The sequence below is a fragment of the Microcoleus sp. Z1_B2 genome, assembly GCF_036700325.1.
Lineage (GTDB): Bacteria > Cyanobacteriota > Cyanobacteriia > Cyanobacteriales > Microcoleaceae > Microcoleus.
The window spans coordinates 178,490-195,505 of sequence record NZ_JAUBOQ010000004.1; the positions used below are offsets into that span (position 1 = coordinate 178,490).

16 protein-coding genes are annotated in these 17,016 nt (G+C 43.6%); 9 read left to right on the top strand and 7 right to left on the bottom strand.

The genetic code is table 11. From position 1 onward, the window contains the following. Positions 1 to 20: 20 nt before the first annotated feature. Together QT984_RS03790 and QT984_RS03795 are read left to right on the top strand one after the other, a co-directional pair. Positions 21 to 1,724 carry a HEAT repeat domain-containing protein gene (locus QT984_RS03790; protein ID WP_333373231.1) on the top strand — a complete coding sequence of 568 codons (1,704 nt, stop codon included), beginning with the start codon at positions 21 to 23 and terminating at the stop codon, positions 1,722 to 1,724. Beyond that, positions 1,694 to 2,107 carry an NACHT C-terminal alpha/beta 1 domain-containing protein gene (locus QT984_RS03795; RefSeq protein WP_333151643.1) on the top strand — a complete coding sequence of 138 codons (414 nt, stop codon included), beginning with the start codon at positions 1,694 to 1,696 and terminating at the stop codon, positions 2,105 to 2,107. Before QT984_RS03790 ends, QT984_RS03795 begins: the two co-directional genes overlap by 31 nt. A 27-nt stretch (positions 2,108 to 2,134) precedes the next feature. Here the strand turns inward: QT984_RS03795 and QT984_RS03800 are convergent, their stop codons facing one another. Next, positions 2,135 to 2,734 (bottom strand): alpha-ketoglutarate-dependent dioxygenase AlkB, encoded by a 600-nt coding sequence (locus QT984_RS03800; RefSeq protein WP_333151644.1) that lies wholly within the window; start codon positions 2,732 to 2,734, stop codon positions 2,135 to 2,137. A 230-nt stretch (positions 2,735 to 2,964) separates the two neighbouring features. Between QT984_RS03800 and QT984_RS03805 the strand changes: the two genes are divergently transcribed. Beyond that, on the top strand, positions 2,965 to 3,228 hold the full coding sequence (locus tag QT984_RS03805; protein ID WP_333151646.1) for an antitoxin: 264 nt from the start codon (positions 2,965 to 2,967) through the stop codon (positions 3,226 to 3,228). Here the strand turns inward: QT984_RS03805 and QT984_RS03810 are convergent. Beyond that, positions 3,203 to 3,412 carry a HEPN domain-containing protein gene (locus QT984_RS03810; RefSeq protein ID WP_333151648.1) on the bottom strand — a complete coding sequence of 70 codons (210 nt, stop codon included), beginning with the start codon at positions 3,410 to 3,412 and terminating at the stop codon, positions 3,203 to 3,205. The two genes, QT984_RS03805 and QT984_RS03810, sit on opposite strands and share 26 nt — an antisense overlap. Beyond that, positions 3,393 to 3,692: a nucleotidyltransferase domain-containing protein gene (locus QT984_RS03815; protein ID WP_333151651.1), complete on the bottom strand. Its 300-nt coding sequence runs from the start codon at positions 3,690 to 3,692 to the stop codon at positions 3,393 to 3,395. The genes QT984_RS03810 and QT984_RS03815 overlap by 20 nt, the downstream gene beginning before the upstream one ends. Positions 3,693 to 3,969: 277 nt before the next feature. On the opposite strand from QT984_RS03815, the gene QT984_RS03820 reads away from it, so the two are divergent. After that, positions 3,970 to 6,615: a DEAD/DEAH box helicase gene (locus QT984_RS03820; RefSeq protein ID WP_333373211.1), complete on the top strand. Its 2,646-nt coding sequence runs from the start codon at positions 3,970 to 3,972 to the stop codon at positions 6,613 to 6,615. A gap of 216 nt (positions 6,616 to 6,831) precedes the next feature. After that, positions 6,832 to 8,013, top strand: coding sequence for a hypothetical protein (locus QT984_RS03825; RefSeq protein ID WP_333373215.1), 1,182 nt, complete (start codon positions 6,832 to 6,834; stop codon positions 8,011 to 8,013). A 7-nt stretch (positions 8,014 to 8,020) separates the two neighbouring features. On the opposite strand, the gene QT984_RS03830 is transcribed toward QT984_RS03825, so the two are convergent. Further along, on the bottom strand, positions 8,021 to 9,022 hold the full coding sequence (locus QT984_RS03830; RefSeq protein WP_333373218.1) for a hypothetical protein: 1,002 nt from the start codon (positions 9,020 to 9,022) through the stop codon (positions 8,021 to 8,023). A gap of 354 nt (positions 9,023 to 9,376) precedes the next feature. On the opposite strand from QT984_RS03830, the gene QT984_RS03835 reads away from it, so the two are divergent. The 3 genes from QT984_RS03835 to QT984_RS03845 all read left to right on the top strand — a co-directional run bounded on the left by QT984_RS03835 (position 9,377) and on the right by QT984_RS03845 (position 11,784). Next, positions 9,377 to 9,808, top strand: a complete 432-nt coding sequence (locus QT984_RS03835; protein ID WP_193975537.1) for a helix-turn-helix domain-containing protein — start codon at positions 9,377 to 9,379, stop codon at positions 9,806 to 9,808. 299 nt (positions 9,809 to 10,107) lie between these two features. After that, positions 10,108 to 10,833 (top strand): hypothetical protein, encoded by a 726-nt coding sequence (locus QT984_RS03840; RefSeq protein ID WP_333373221.1) that lies wholly within the window; start codon positions 10,108 to 10,110, stop codon positions 10,831 to 10,833. Positions 10,834 to 11,106: 273 nt separating this feature from the next. Continuing rightward, complete coding sequence (locus QT984_RS03845) at positions 11,107 to 11,784, top strand: response regulator transcription factor (protein WP_333232353.1); 678 nt, start codon at positions 11,107 to 11,109, stop codon at positions 11,782 to 11,784. Positions 11,785 to 11,865: 81 nt separating this feature from the next. Here QT984_RS03845 and QT984_RS03850 read toward each other — a convergent pair whose 3' ends face one another. Continuing rightward, complete coding sequence (locus tag QT984_RS03850; RefSeq protein ID WP_333373224.1) at positions 11,866 to 13,029, bottom strand: hybrid sensor histidine kinase/response regulator; 1,164 nt, start codon at positions 13,027 to 13,029, stop codon at positions 11,866 to 11,868. Beyond that, a complete protein-coding gene (locus tag QT984_RS03855) occupies positions 13,026 to 14,960 on the bottom strand; it encodes a type IV secretion system DNA-binding domain-containing protein (protein ID WP_333373227.1) in 1,935 nt (644 codons plus the stop codon). The genes QT984_RS03850 and QT984_RS03855 overlap by 4 nt, the downstream gene beginning before the upstream one ends. 83 nt (positions 14,961 to 15,043) lie before the next feature. Between QT984_RS03855 and QT984_RS03860 the strand changes: the two genes are divergently transcribed. Beyond that, a complete protein-coding gene (locus tag QT984_RS03860) occupies positions 15,044 to 16,108 on the top strand; it encodes a DUF5895 domain-containing protein (RefSeq protein WP_333232359.1) in 1,065 nt (354 codons plus the stop codon). Between the two features lie 3 nt (positions 16,109 to 16,111). Here QT984_RS03860 and QT984_RS03865 read toward each other — a convergent pair whose 3' ends face one another. Next, on the bottom strand, positions 16,112 to 16,747 hold the full coding sequence (locus QT984_RS03865; protein WP_333232361.1) for a hypothetical protein: 636 nt from the start codon (positions 16,745 to 16,747) through the stop codon (positions 16,112 to 16,114). Positions 16,748 to 17,016: the final 269 nt, after the last annotated feature.

Here is a 17,016-nt window from a genome sequence, read left to right on the forward strand (position 1 = left end):
AGGAGGTAATCAACCGTTTAATCTTACTGCTCGATGAAACTTATGATGAAGATACCCGTAGAAAAGTTACCGAGAGTTTGGGTAATATAGCAGTGGGAAATGAGGAGGTAATCAACCGTTTAATCTTACTGCTCGATGAAACTTATGATAAAGATACCCGTAGAAAAGTTACCGAGAGTTTGGGTAATATAGCAGTGGGAAATGAGGGAGCAATCAACCGTTTAATTCTACTGCTGGATGAAATTTCTGATTATTATACCCATGAGAGTGTTACCGAGAGTTTAGGTAAAATAGCAGTGGGAAATGAGGGGACGATTAACCGTTTAATCCTACTGCTGGATGAAACTTCTGGTTTTTATAACCGTGGGAGAGTTGCTGATATTTTGGGTAAAATCGCGGTAGGAAATGAGGGAGCGATCAACCGTTTAATCCTACTGCTCGATAAAACTTCTGATGAATATACCCGTCAGAGTGTTGCCGATATTTTTGCTAATATAGCAGTGGGAAATGAGGGGGCAATCAACCGTTTAATCCTGCTGTTGGATAAATATTCTCATTATAATACCCATGATAGTGTTGCCGATAGTTTGGGTAAAATAGCAGTGGCAAATGAGGAGGCAATCAACCGTTTAATCCTACTGTTGGAGGAAACTTCTGATGGATATACCCGTAGAAAAGTTGCTGATATTTTGGGTAATATAGCAGTGGGAAATGAGGAGGTAATCAACTGTTTAATCCTGCTGCTCAATGAAACTTCTGATAAATATATCCGTAGGGAAGTTGCCGATAGTTTGGGTAATATAGTAGTGGGAAATGAGGAGGTAATCAACCGTTTAATCCTGCTGCTCGATAAAACTTCTGATGAATATATCCGTCAGAGTGTTGCCAATATTTTTGCTAATATAGCAGTGGGAAATGAGGAGGTAATCAACCGTTTAATCCTAATGCTGGATGAAACTTCTGATGAAGATACCCGTCAGATAATTGCCAATAGTTTGGGTAATATAGCAGTGGGAAATGAGGGAACGATCAACCGTTTAATCCTACTGCTGGATGAAACTTCTGATGGATATACCCGTAGAAAAGTTGCTAATAGTTTGGGTAATATAGCAGTGGGAAATGAAGGGGCACTCAACCGTTTAATCCTACTGCTTGATGAAATTGACAAAAATAACCGTTGGAGAGTTGCCGAGAGTTTGGGTAAAATAGCAGTGGGAAATGAAGGGGCACTCAACCGTTTAATCCTACTGCTCGATAAATATTCTGATTATTATATCCGTAAGATAATTGCCGATAGTTTGGGTAATATAGCAGTGGGAAATGAGGAGGTAATCAACCGTTTGATCCTGCTGCTTAATGAAACTTCTGATTATTATATCCGTAAGATAATTGCCGAGAGTTTGGGTAATATAGCAGTGGGAAATGAGGGGGCGATCAACCGTTTAATCCAACTGCTGGATGAAACTTCTGATGAAGATACCCGTCAGAGAATTGCCAATAGTTTGGGTAAAATTATTGCAACTAAACAGCAATATAACCAAGTGGTTTCTGCCCTGAAATTTAATTTAACCTCAAGATTTTTCTACCATAAGGAATTTTTCTACCAAATTACTTGGTATTGCTCCCAAAACCTCACTTATCCAGAATTCTATATGGCATGGCATAGTGAAAAAAGCAACATCTGGAAAATTTTATGGAAACACTTAAATCGCCCCATATTTTAATACCAAACTTACCCCTACCTCTCAACATTCAATCTCTAGCCGATGAAACAGAACCCAGCACTATTTGTCAAGAACTTTGCACCCTAATTTACTCCCTCGCACTTCCCGATACAGACATCCCCACTGTTAGCAACTTTGCCCAACTCAAACAACAGATTATCACCGTAAAACGCCAACTGCAAAAACCCCACCTTGCCCTAATTCTACACGACTGTTACCCTCATCCCCCACTCCTCACCTGCTATCGCAAAATCGCCGATACTAAACTGGGTTTGCACATTATCTGGATAACCGATGAACCCCTCGAAGCACCTCTGCGCGGTTTTCCCCCCAGTCAGGATAATTTGTTAGGAGTAATTCAAACTTGGTTAGAGGAATTTTAGGGAAGAAACCGGGTTTCTCACATTAATTTATTTAATCACCCGAAAAGTTAGATTAATTCTGGGCTGAGTCGATTTAGCCGTTTTCGGGACATGATGCTGCCAAAACTTCTGAGTACCACTCCCCATCACCAAAAAATCACCATCACTTAAATTCAGTTCAATTTTGTTTTGATGATCGTCCCTACGTCTAAAGATAAAACGCCTGGTTTCTCCCAAGCTGAGAGAACCAATTACCGAACCTTTGGCTAAGTCCTTTTCATCATCACTATGCCAGCCGATATAATCTTGACCATTGCGATATAAATTCAGCATAACTCCATTAAACTGAGTATTAACTAAAGGCTCGATTTTTTCTTTGATTTGTAATAGCGGTTCATTCCAGGGTAAGGGCTGCATGGTCACACCGGAATAGGTATAAGCCTGAGTTCCATAATAAGCGGTTAACCGAGGCTGAAGCACCGATTTGCCAAAGATTTTTATCGGTTCTTCTTTCCAGGCTATTTGATTCAATAATTCGGTAAAGAGTTGCTGACTTTCTGGAGGTTGAAATAGGCCGGGATAGAAAATTACTTCGGCATTATTCAGTTCTAGGTTTTGCTCCTGGGAATTTGAATTGATATTAGGCATGGGATTATCCTTAGAAACCGGGTTTCTTGAAGAAACCCGGTTTTCTGTAAATCATCAATCAGCTATATCTATATTATAGTATTAATTGGCTAAAATGACAATGATTTCATCACTTCCACTATCGGGCTAATCAGCTTCCAAGTGGCTACCCCAAAATCAGGGAATGAAAGTCAATCTAAAATCTAAAATCTAAAATCGATTGACTGGCTAATAAATGACCTTTTGGCAGAATGAATAAAATAACCTTTCAGTGGGATGAGCAAAAAAACAAAATTAATCAACAAATGGAACCGGAATACGATCTGTCAAAAATGAAAAAAAGACCGAATCCTTTTGCTAAACAGTTAAAAAAACAGATCGCGATTTCTCTGGGAATTGATGTGATTGAATATTTTGAAACAATGGCTCAGGAAAAAGGTATATCTTCCCAGGAACTAATTAATCTTTATTTGCAAGACTGCGTTGTTTCTAAGCGTAAATTATCTCTGAATTAGCGACCGGGTGCGATCGCTTGCGGATGATGAGGTATAATAGTAGCATTAGATATTTCTCAACACATTGTTGAGCGTGAAAACACGCCGCATCATAGTTGGGAGATTTCCTCGCTCGTAATTCCCGCAAAGCCGTAGTAAAATCCCCTTCAGCTTTATCAACCCATTCAACTGTTAGCGGATTCATAAATCACCTTTCCTTTTTCTATAATTTCTCGCAAGAAAAAATCATTCCAGGCTAGGCGTTGCTCAATCTCTACAGGAGTTCGCACTAACAAATCTATGGCAAACTTTGGTTGAACTTTATTTAAAATTTCCCAAGTTTTGCGAAAATTGCTCCCTTTGTATGGCAAAATCACTAGCATATCTACATCCGAGTCATTTTGAGGGTTTCCATAAGCATAGGAGCCAAATAAAATAATTTTTTCTGGCTGAAATTCATTGACAATAGCCTGACTTAATTGCATGATGTTCTCCCTTTCTATCATACTCAATAAATGCTCCTTTATTGATTTTTTTGTAATTAAGACCAGTCTCAAATAGGAATAAATTGCATTTAGTTTAATCAATTAAATTTATTCTAGCATAATTGTAAAGTCTGTCAAGATCGTCTTAACTCTAAAAGGTTGTAACTCCTACCAAAAGCAGTCCGACTCCCAGTTGGTTTTTTTATTAATTTCCTCTCTCGTTCTTTTTCCTACCTATCGGTAGTAAGAGAGAAAAGATTCATTCTTAGAGTGACCAATGCCTCCCAATTATATCAACCTTCTTTCCCAACTAATAGCCAGACATGATTTTCACCAAAATAACTTCCCAGAAGCAAGCCACTTGCAGCCAACTGCAACAGCCGATTTGTGTGAGTTTTTAGGCGAAGAGGTTATTTATCAGACAATCGCGACTGCTACAACTCCTAAGCTCTACAAAATTCCTCAAGACTTGCCGCCTTCAATAATTTCTGCTTTGCACAGCCAAGGCATTCAACAGCTTTATTCGCACCAAATTAAAACACTCAAAGCCGTGCGCCAGGGCAAAGATGTCATCCTCAGCACAGCAACAGCTTCTGGCAAATCTTTAAGTGCGTACTTGCCTATTTTAGAGGGCATTCTCCAACATCAATTTACTGCACTCTCTATTTATGGCTTGAAAGCTTTAACAGCCGACCAAAGTCAAAAACTTGCCGATTTGCTCCAACTGATTCCTGAGCCTGCGCGCCCGCGCCTTGCCCTTCTAACTGGAGATACTCCTCCCAAAACCCGAGAACAATTATTAGCTGCAAATCCCAGCATAATCAGCGCCACACCAGAGTTAATTCACTATGCGCTGAAAGGCGTTCACTGGAGTCAGCCTTGGCAGCACTTTTTAAGTCGCCTCCGCTATATTGTCCTAGATGAAGCTCACACTTTTAACGGAGTTTACGGAGCTAACATGGCTAGCTTAATTCGCCGATTAAAATTGGCAGTAGACGAGCGCGGAGGTTGTTCTCAAAAACTGCAATTCCTGATGTTGAGTGCTACCGTTGGCAATCCCGTTAAATTAGCGAAGTTACTATCTGGTAGAAGTCGAAAGCGAAATATCAATGAACCCGAGCGGTTAGTTTGGATTAACTCTAGCGGAGCTGCTGTCCCAGAACGGCAATTAATTGTTACTAAACCGACTCATGATGCTAATTCAGATGTTGCTCGCATCATTATGTTTTTGTTGCAGCAAGGGCAAAGCGGAATTTGCTTCGGTAACGGCAGACAAGCAATTAAGAACTTGTGGGCAACTTTTAAGCAAGAAGCTGTAACTCAAACTAACTCGGGAATTGAGTCGCAAGTAGCAATTTTCTACGGCAGTTTAACAAGCGAGCGCCGCATGGAAATTATTAACTCTTTGCAGTCAGGAACAGTTAAGTGTATCCTCAGCACTAGCGCTCTCGAAGCAGGAATTGATTTACCTCAACTTGACTTTGCTATTATTAGTGGATGGCCGGGAAGCTTGCAAGCTTTTAGGCAGAGGGCTGGCAGGGCTGGTCGCGCAAACTCCGGTTTAATTGTCTTCATTCCTATTGCACAATCACCTTTGGATAACTATTTTGCCGAGCGCCCTGAATTGTTGGTGTCAGCCGAATCTGAATTGGTGAGCTTTAATGCCAATTATCCCATAGATATTGCCAAACATTTGATGTGCGCGGCTGTCGAAACAGGCATTCCTGCCAGTAAGCTCAAGCACTACTTTGGCAAGAGCGCTCCTCAAATTGCAACGGCTTTAATTGAGCAAGGTGTTCTTCACAGAAGCCGGGATAAATTATGGGCTAAGGGCTTTCCCCATAAAGATGTAAACTTTCGAGGGGGAACGGGTTCTAGCACGATACAACTGGTGGATGCGGAGACTCAAGAAGAGATTGAACTCCTCAGTGCGGAGATTGCTTATCGAGAGGTATTTCCTGGTGCTATTTACCGCACGCAAAACTCAGACGGCTGTTTGGTGACTTATACTTCGCGCTCACTCTTGAATGGCAAAGCTATTTTGCAAAACACCCCTGAAACTCGACTGTTTACTGTAGCGATTAGCCACACTCATACCAGCCTCAAGCAGAATTTGAGTTTGCCTCAACAAATCCCGTTGGTCATTCCAGAAGTTGAAGGAAATGTTCAAACCAATTCAACGGATAGTAAGGCAATTCCAGCTCAAGCTATTCTGGAACTGGTTTGGGGAGAAATTAGCCAACTCGTCACTGGTTATCAATTATTAACTCGCAATTACGAGTTAACTTGTCTCAATAGAAAGTGTGTCAATTACAAAGAGCATTTACCAAAATGTACTGCCTGTCCTGTTTGTGGCAAGAGAACTCGCTCTGCTGAGCTAACATCGGTTCTTAATGAGGTAAACTTTGAGCAACCTTACGAAATCAAATTTGCGACTCCTGTACTGCAAATTAGTTTTAATTCCCCGGTTGAATGTTATCTGCAACACGTAGTAACAGCTACCCGCCAGGAATTGCTTCAGTCTCAACAGCCGATTCCTCCCGGATACCAGCAGTTGTGGGAGTACCCCGCGAATTTGTTGGCTATTCACAGTTTCGGCCATCAAATTTTAGCAGCTTTACCTCTGACTATTTTGGCTTCACCTAATGATGTGAATTTTCTGGTAGAGAAGAGAGGTGCAAATGACTATGCAGGACTCTTTTACGATTTAGCAGAAGGAGGTTCGGGAACCTCGGAAGCTATTTTTCGTTCTCTCCCTCAATTAGCTCATGCGGCTGCTGAGTTAGCCCGCAGTTGTTCTTGCAGTTCTGGCTGTCCTAAATGTTTGATTCAGTCGGGATGCCCTGATGGTAACAAAGCTTTACTCAAGCAGGTGGGGCTGCTGCTGTGCGAAGCATTTTCAACTCCTCAAATATCAAAATAATTGGTGGAATAGACGGCTGAGAAATGGGAATGGGGAGAGAGAAATAGGGAAAATGGGAGTGGGGAATAGAGTGTAGCTTTTTTCAAACAAAAAAGCTACGCTCTATTCCCAATTTGTTTTTACTGTTTTTATTAAACAAGACGCTGCTTGCATCAACATAAAATTGTGCGAACCGCTACTGCGGTTTTTAGGGGTGCATTTTTCAGACTTGTACTCATGAAAAACAAGCTTGTCTTGCCAATCATTGACTCCAAAATTAGAGAGTCAACGCTGTTACATTTCAGAAATCAACCCTATCAACAAAAGAAAAAGCAAGCTTTAATTCCCAACCTCAAACGAGATTTAAAGCCGGGCTGGCTTTTAACAATTCTCGCACAAATAGACCGATGTTTATGGGGAAGGTGGGATTATTGGGCTTTGTGTCAAGCTGTCCCCGCTCATGCCTGGATGCGGTGGAAGATGGAGCCAATGCTAGCCATTCTGGAGAACAGAAAACCAGAAATTTTACCCAAATTTGTAATTGAGGAAACTTTGCCAGCAGAACCGATTCCCCAAATCGAATGGCAGCATTCTCCTACCGCAGAAGCCATGCTAGATAACACTCTCAATTGCATTCCTCAACATGGAGAATGGAAAACTTGGTCAGCTTGGGACTATTTGGAGTTTTTCTTGGACTGGGTTTTGTTCGCATTCGGACATCCAGCTTACAAGATTTTACCCAAAGAACCTGCCGGCTGTGAAGGTGCATCAATGCGTCTTTATCAGATGTTTGACCTGTCAATTCTCATGCTGTATCCTGAAGATTACATGGGCCGGCTGCTACCCCAAATTTGCGGAAAGACTGCTCAAAAAAGTTCAGGGTTTTATCCGACACCTTTAGCTTTGTGTCAGTTGATATCTAAGTTAGTCAGTGGTGATAAGACAGAGCGAATTTCCAGCTTCAATGAACCCGCTTGCGGTACGGGTGCTTTAATGTTAACACAGTCGAATTACTGTCTGAGCGGTATCGGTCAAGATATAGACCCTACTCTGTTAAAATGCGCTTTGTTTCAGTTTTATCTGTTTTCACCTTGGCTGGCTGTTCCGATTTGGTGGTTGGGTCAAACTGATTTGCTCCTTGGCAATACTTTAAGTAGCGATAGACCTCAATCAATAAACGCTGCTTACTGGTATAATGAGTGGTTTGAGCCTGTCGAATCTCAGGCTAAAAATGATACTGATTATCCAGTCGAACATGAAATAAGTTCAGGAGAAAGCTCAGAAGTTATTGACTTGAATGATCAGACATCAATTCACTCAAATCCAGTAGTTCAAGAAGTTGTTAAGGGCAAACGCCGACCCAGAAATACGACAACATCGCCTCATCAATTTACGCTGTTTAATTTAGACGAATTCTAGCCCAATACTACTTACCAACTGCTGCTTGAAGGATTTGTGCTGCCCAATCTACTACAGCCAGCCCTTGAGTTTTAGCCGCATCTTGCATCTGGGCTTGCAGGTGTATCGGGAGCTGTAGAGTTAAGGTAAAAGTATCTCGTTGGGCTCGTCTTGCCTTTTTGACTAACTCTGGCTCGATCCATCGATCGAGCCACAATTTACATTTAGATCCTCGTTCGTTACCATCTTTCTCAATAAAGCTTAGTTTGCCTAGCTTTTGACAATAAAAACTGTGAGGGTCGTCTTGAACAGGCTCAAAACTGCAATGATAGCAATTCCAGCAGCTTCGGCATGGAGTTTCTTTCTGACTGGATGTTGCTCCCAATTCCCCAGCATTCTTTTGAGTGGATGCTGAAATTTCACGGTTTGACGGATGATTGGCTGTTTGAGTTCGTTGGTTTTTGGAACTGTTCTCGTTGTTAGACTTATTCCTCGAAATTTTTTTCTGGTGTTCTTCAACAACTCGGGCAACGTGAAAAGCCGTAAGTTTGCCGTTCGGAGCAGTAGAAACCGCTTGAGCCCAAGCCCTAGGCTGCTCTTGGGAGGGTAGTGCTGTTAGAGGGCGAACTTGGCGCTCATTGGCGGGAAGGATTTGTGCGCCATGGCGCACATTTTCATAGACGGTTGCCGCTTCAATCAGTTGGTAAGCCCAGCGACGAGACATTTCCCATCGATTAGTGCAATAGTCTTCAAACGTCGAGAAGTCTTGTCGGTAGAGGCGGCGATCCCGGATCTGGCGCAAAGCTTGCCCTATTTCCCAGAAAGCTTTCAAGCTCCGTTCGACTTTCGCTTCCAAGCTGCTTAATTCTAATGCTTCAGCATCAGTGAGCGTACTGCTGTGGGCAGACAAATCTTTAGCGTCGGCTTTGTTTAGGTGGCAGTCCTGTGCAACTCTCGCAGTGAGTTCAGCGCTGCGAACAACAGAGAAGTTATGTGCATCAGAACCGCGAACTGTGTTGGAGGATGACATTGATGTTCCGTCCGTCTTGCGCGGTGCAAGATTAAGTATTGCATACTGCAAGGGTAGTTGCGTAATCGATTAAGGCTGTGATTGCTCAAATTTTGTAGAAAGGGCGTAAAATAGCGAAAAAGTATCGGCTTCAACGCAGCAGAAAGTAAAATAGTGTACGGTAAAAGCGTTAGTTGACATCCTCCGGGTGCGTTCGTGCGCGGGGATTCCCAAGACCACTCTTTGGGCTTCCTCTTTCCACTACTCGGCTTACACTCGGAGGAGTATCCTCAGCCAAACTCTTGTCGGTGTCTCGCAAGGGCGTTAGTTCCCGTGTGCCCCAGGACTTTAAACCTAAATTTTCGGTAAGCAATTGTGACTGTTAGCTCTGTATCTTCTCTTATACTCGATCGCCAAAAGCGGCTGACTCAGTTGATCGAGCTGCTGCTGAAAGAAGGCTGGACTCAAAGCGCTTTAGCGTCCGCTATCGGAGTAGATTTTTCAACCGTATATCGGTGGTTAAAAGGAAAAACGATACCCGAATCCGATTCTAAGAACTTTCGGCAACTGGCAAAGTTAAGCGGTGGCAGTACCAAGACTCTGCAACTTTATTTGGATGGAGAAATATCCTTATCAGTTTATCAACGCGGTTTGGATGAGGTGGCGATCGGTCAGGTGAGTGGCAGCAAGAGGATAGGCTCTGAAAAAATTAAAAAAGAAGTTTTAGCAAAGATTTATTCCCTCGATCCAGATGATATTGCCGATATCATTTCTTCATCAGTAGCATTTTTAGCCAAACTTGTATAGTTGGTAACAAGCAGCCTGCACCCTTACGGTTTTCAGTTGAGAAGCCGGAAAAATCACTGTCTCATTCCCCACTCCCCCCAATGGGTGACAACTTAAGTTAAGGAAGCATTTGTCAATCAGCAATTACGATCAGAATTGACTCGGATTTTGGCTATAAAACTCAAATCGGAGCGATCGAGGAATTGTTAAGTATCCGAATCCTGACTCCTGACTCCAACGATCGGTCTTAAATTGTCAGCAATGACTCTCCCTGACTTCTGGCGATCGCCGCTATTGCTCAGTCTTTTATGCTCTGAGCAATGTACCTCCTTACTCTATCCGACCTCAATCAAACTATTCATACTAGCCCACTACAAGAGCCACCTCTTGTTCCTTCCTATCTGCAAGAACGCTTGCAACTGCTTGTCAAGCAAATTTTAATGGGATTACCTGTCGAGCCAATTCTCAACAGTCACCCCCAGTTCCAGCAGTGGGTTTTCCAGCTCAAAGAACTATCGCCATCACTGTTTTTACCGCAGCGAAAACTGTTTGTTGACATTCCAATTCAAACAAAACTAGACCGAACAAAAAGGGGAGTGACAAAAGAAAATTCTTCCCCTTCTCCTCCATTAAAAGTGATACAAGTCCGTACAAATGTGGGTTTAGTCAAAGGGACGCCCAAACTATTTGAGTGGGCGATTCGCCATCCTGTACTGACTTGGCAAGACCGAGTTAAGTTATGGGTAGCTGCCGAATTCTTCGAGATCGAGCCTCACAAGCTACAACTGATTATTTTGGCACTGCACCCGACTCAACCAGCAGAAAAAGTTCTGTTTGCCTGGGACAGCAAGCAACACCGACACACTCAAAATTGGCTTTTGACTACCATTGAACGAGAGAGAAAACAAACAGTTATCAAGCTCAATGGTCATCTAACACCTCAACCGAAGAAAGTAGCAACAGCTATCAATTTGGATGAAGTCAATTTGGATGAAGTCAATTTGGATGAAATCAATTTGGATGAAGTCAACGAAGTGTCGATATAATCTGTTCAGACTGTGTATAGCTCTTCTGGATTTGTGGTGGGAACGGTAGTGTGAGCCTCTCGCGCGGGCTTTTCGGGCCGCATCACTAGAATTTTTCTGATCACCTAAAACTCGGGAGAATCGACTTTATTACCATCCTCCTATCGAGAGACATCCACCTTCCGACGAAATTGCCCAAAAATCAATACTTTTCTTCTCTCCATAGGAGGATGACACTCTTTAATATGAGGAAAAACAATAGACTATGGATAAAATGTAGTAGGAATCTTAGCCGTGACTGCAACTACCGCCACCCAACCAAAAACAAGCCAACTAAAAACCATCCTGATAGTTGAAGATGACCCGATGATGCAGCTCGGTCTACAGCATATCCTCAATAACCAACCCCATTTAACAGTTGTCGCACAAGCTGTTAACGGCAACGAAGCCGTCAGTGCTGCACTGCAACACCAACCAGACATCGCCCTGATGGACATTGACTTACCCGGAATCGACGGTATTGCAGCCGCGCAGCAAATCAGAGCCGCACTGCCGCATACTCGCATCCTGATGCTCACCCACCACAGCAATCCAACTCAGGTAATGGCGGCTTTGTCAAGCGGCGCTCACGGCTACTGCGTTAAAGGCACTAACGCAGAACAACTTCTAGCAGCGATTACGACTGTGCAAGAAGGTGGCAGTTACCTAGACCCTAAGATTGCCGACTGCGTGCTACAAAATCTCAAAACGCCACTGCCCGAAAGCTATGCGAATGACGACATCAAGCTGACAGAACGGGAAATGCAGGTTTTGCAGCAGCTAGTTGAGGGTAAAAGCAATAAACAAATCGCTGCTCAACTAGGAATGAGCGTCCACACCGCCAAAGGTCATGTAGAGATGATTATAGCTAAATTTGAAGCGAGCGATCGCACCCAGGCTGCCGTTAAAGCACTGCGTTTGGGGCTGGTTTAGCCGTTGGAATGCAGCTTCTAATTGTTCTAAAATAAGTGGTTTTTGAGGCGTAGCTATCGCGTAGCAAATTATAACAGCTTGTCAATCTTCAAACTTTGGCAATGTCAACCAAAACCTCGCTCCTTTTCCCAATTCGCTATCAACGCCAATATCTCCGCCGTGAGCCTCAACAATTTGCCTGCAAATGTAAAGTCCCAATCCCAATCCTTGCCTTAAACTAACTCCAACTCCCCTCGTATAAGGCTCGAATAATCTTGCACATTGCTGAGGAGAAATTCCGGCCCCATTGTCTGCAACCGTACAGCGAACCATCTCACCTTCCTTTTGAGCTTCTACAGTCAAAATAAACCCAGACTGATTGTATTTAACAGCATTGTCGATCAGATTGCCAAACACCCGCCATAGCTGCTGGGCATCAGCATTGACTAAAGGCAAATCTGCTGCAAAACGCTGCTTAACCTTGACTCGATGCTGGTTGAGAATTGGTAATCTTTCAATAAGAATATTTTGGACTAAAGCAGGCAGCGACAGCGGCTTCATGGCTAAAGAAGCACTTTTTACATCAAACTGTTGTGTTGCTGTTAGTGACTCAATCAACTGGAGTTGGCGCGAACAACTTTGCACCATAACCTCCATAGTCCGCCTATCAATAGCAATGTTACTGCCAGCATCATTGAGGCGACTTCGCAGCAGCAGCGACATTCCTGATAGAGGCGATCGCAAATCGTGAGAAACAGCGTGCAACAGCATTCTTAAATTGGCTTCTGCTTGCTGTCTTTCTTGAATTTCCTGGCTGAGCTGAACATTTTGTGTAGCCAATTGCACGTTAGCGCAGCGAAGTTGCTGCTGCAAGCGCTGCATTTTAAGTTGGGCAGATACCCGCGCTAACACTTCAACAGGCTCAAAAGGTTTTATAATGTAGTCAGCACCGCCCGCCTCAAACCCTTTTACTTTGTCAAATACGTCATCTAAAGCGCTGATGAAAATTATAGGGATATCACAAGTAGCTTCAGATGCTTTAAGTTGACGACAGACTTCATAACCATCCATACCGGGCATTTTTATGTCTAGCAAAATCAAGTCGGGCGCTTGCAACTCTACTGCTTTTAAAGCTCGCTGTCCACTAATCAACTTCCTGACTTTGTAACCGTTTTCAATTAGCAATTGAGAAAGTAGTTGAATGTTAGCGGGAATATCGTCAACAATCAAAATGTCAGCCAAAAATTGTTTAGTTTGCTCCATCATCTATCGCCACCAAAGGACAGAGTTTTGAGTTTTTTCCGAATATTGCCAACTGCTATTTTCCCAGCCGCGCTGTTCGCACCACCAGCATTAACAGGCGACTTAACATCAGCCACAGTCACGGGTTCTTCTGGATCGTTCGGATGTGGCAGCAATTGGTAAGCGAATCGAATCCGCTGATCCAGCTCTTCATCTATATTGAGCAGTTTACCCGTCTGCTGCTCTACTGACAAAGCTTTCGCCCGCCTTTCAAGCTGCGGTCTGATGCTGCTGTCCCACAGTTGTTCAGACTCTTTAGCTCGCTTTATGTCGCCGGGCCGCACCGGAATCTTGAGAGGGTAGGGAAATAAAGCTTCCGTCCCCGTTGCGTAGGCCGGTGAAGTGATGACGCACTTGCCTTGAGGAAACCTCAGAATTTCGTCAGGACTAATCAGCGGTTTCTTTTGCAACTGTTCGCTCCAGTTGACAGAACGGCTCGTTTGCTGCCCCGTCGAGCTGCCGGTTGATCGATTTTTTACCAGCACTTCCACTTCCCCGTACCGCTTAGAATATTTCTCGGCTGTCTCAAAATCGCCGGGGTTGAAGAGGACATGAGTTGACAGAGCACTGGCGATCGCAGCCCCTTTTTTATCCCCATAGAGATTATAGAGTTGATTGAGTGATTGAATGCCAACAATCGGTACGCCGCCAGCAGAACGATATTCGTTAGCCCACTGATCCATTCTGTCGAACTTGAGAGATGGAAACTCGTCTAAGCAGTACAAAAATGGGTCAGAACGTACCCGACTCAAATTAGACACCACACATAAGTGAATAGCAGCAGCTAACAGCGGCCCCACTACAGTGCGTCTTTGGTCATCTAATTTGAAAATAATGCACTTTTTCCCTTCTAAAGCAATTGGAATGGTGCTGCGACCAATAAATGCCCGCAGCAAATCTTTTTGAATGAAACTGGAGTAGGTTGCCTCTGCGGTTGCCTTGATGCCCGCCACGGTTTTTTCAGCATCTTTTGAACTTAATAACTGCGAAAAACTAGAGGCAATCCACCTGTCCATTTTGAGGGGATGACCGTCGGGTCGGTGAACGGCGTGGTCGATGCGCTTGACCAAATCAGGCAGTTGAATAATTGCGTACACAAAAGCTAAATCCGGGTAAGGACTGCTTTTTGCCAACTGCACTAAACCCTTCGCCATCAACTCGCCTGCTTTCTCAAAAAACTCATTGCCTTTACTCTCCCCCGGACTAGCATTTCGAGCAATAACTTGTCCAATTTCTGCGGCCATTACTGCATCTTGTGCATCTCTCATAAAATCCAGAGGATTGATAGTGCCGCTGTAAGCTTCCCCTGGCGCAAACACTTGCACATCGTAGCCATAGCGCACTGCAAGGGGTGTAAGCACTTTCATCTGGTCTCCTTTTTTGTCGTAAATAATGGCAGGAAAACCTTGCTGGAATGCACTTTCAACCATCCGGTCAATGACGCTGAATGTTTTGCCAGAACCCGGAGCACCAATGACTAAAGTTCCGCGTTCTGCGTGGGGAAACCAAACCGTCGGATTTGCACCTAGCAGCGTTTGCAATCGAGCACTCAATCCCTGACAACCTTTAAACCAATAACTCGGCGTACCGCTCCACAAAGTAACGGGCTGCCGTTTTTTTTCTTTCATTTGCTTGAGGGCAGAGCCTGTGGCTGCCAATTTTTCAGCCGTCCCGCACAGCCGCCCGGAGGTAATTTTACCCTTCCCGTTTCCCACTAATTTGGAAGCAATAAGTAAGCCTGCCATTAGCCCTAACATTGCCAGTCCCTCTGGCTTCATAAACTGACCCAACAACCCGCCAAAATCTATGCTAGTTAACGAACGTTTAGGAGCTTGAACTGCCACTGGTACCAAGGTAGCTTTGTTAATTTTAGGCAGAAATTGCAAATTGTTCATTTTTTTTAGCTCTTAAAAAAACTAAATGTTTCAGATAGCGGCTATCGCCTCAAGGGGGAGATTATTACAAAAATAGGTAAACAATGGTAAGAAGCAATAACGCGAAATCTCCCAGTAAGACAGTACAGAATTCTAGTGGAAAGTCCAACACGCAAAAGAACAAGAGTGCTGATTATTACGAGATAGATCCGGAGCTATTCAACAGTGAATACAACCAAACTCGCAAGCCCTCTTTGCCCTATGGAATCGTGATTAACGATAACCCAGCAGGTATTTTGCTCTCGAACGACCAGCTTGTCAAAGCGGAATGGCACGTAATGCCTAATGTTGAGGAATTGACAACGGTCGAACTAAGCGAAGAAGTGACCGGCTTACTGCTCCCAAAAGCGAGAATGTTGGTATTAGCTTGTGTGCCTGAGTACATCCGCTACAAAGATATTGAAGAAAATGGAGAATTAGCAGGTAGTTTTATTGGGCTTTACGACGAATATCGCGATTCCCTCGATAAAAAGACGCAGGAAGTGTGTTCCGAACACGCTCTCATCTTTCTAAATCCCAAAAACCAACCCCTGCATCAGGTACCGATTGTCGTCCGCTTCAAGAATGTAGCCCTCTGGAGCTTTAAGAGCGCTAGAGAAGAATTTTACCGCAATTTGGAACGGGCATTTGCTGATTGCTTTGGGAGAGATTACAGCGGTAAAAATGACAAGTGGCGCTCTTTGGGAGTGTTGAATGTCGAATTTAGAGCTATCAAAGAAGGGGAAGGCAAAAATAAATCGTTTTGCTGCAAAACTTACAGCATTACTCAGCCAACTGATGCTAATTTTCACAAGCTATTTCTCGGTCAAAAACCACAAAAGAAATTGATTTGGGGACTGCACAATAACATTGCTGGTTTCATTGAGGCTAGCGATGCCGGGTTGCCAGCTATAGCTGCTGGTGCGGAACCTGAAGTCCAGGCATTGCCAGAAAGCGTAACTAACCGCAAAAATCGAGGTAAATTGTCACCCCCTCGCAAAATTGCACAAGTTGAAGGAGGAACCGACTCAGAATTAGAGGAATTAGATGAATTTTCCGAGGCTGCTGAGGTTGAAGTTGAGGTTGATTCAGAAGAAGATTTTGACTTCGATGAACCCGCAGACTACTAAACACTAACTACTGAAAAGCTGGCTGTCAGCAAGTTGATAGGTAAGGCCGTCGTAGCAAAATTGAAGCTGGCGGCGGCCTTTTTTGGAAAGCTGATTCACTCCTAGACAAGGCAAACCGTCGTGCGAAGAACTGTCAGCCTTAAACAAAGGAGTTTTTTGCGGTTTATGGGGGTCGAGATAAGCTGCAAATACTTCTGTTGGCATTTGACTTGAATCATTAGGAATTAAGTAGCCAACATAAAGGCAGCCTTTTGTACCGCACAGAGTGGAATTATTGAAATCATAAAGGTTCAGCCGTCCTACCGAGCCATTAACTTGCCACACTCGCATTCTCTTAATTGCTTCCGCCGCTGCACTTTGCCCAGCCGCTACTTTGAGTTCTGGAAGGCTGCTGTGTTCCTTTACAATTAGGGTTAAAGTTTCTTTTGGAGTGACTCGCAAAGCTTGTTGCCAAGAAGCTGGTGCGGTTGTTGCTGAACTAGAATTCGTGCAAGCAACTGTCCCCAATAATAGCGACAGGGCGGTAAAAACTGTCAAACCAATGCGAAACCAGTAACCAAGTTGATTTAACCAAACCGGGGGGTTGACAATCTTTTGGGTGCCTGCTGTTTGTTGTTTAACTCTCTTTTGTTTAACCATTTGTTAGTCCAACCCTACAAAATAAAAGAAAAAAAAGGACAATAAAGCAGAAAAAAAAGACAATAAGAGAGAGAGTCTTTTGTTGAAGTAAGCTGTTGTATGTCTAAATCTTACCGTCAATTTTTATGACTGACTTCGGGGAATACAAAACGACTCTACAATTTATATCGTGCACAGCTTAGGGACAAGTCATATCTAATCCGTTGACATCGGAATTATTATCTCTCTCTTCTCTTTCTCTGTGTCCTCTGTGCCCTCTGTGGTTTAAT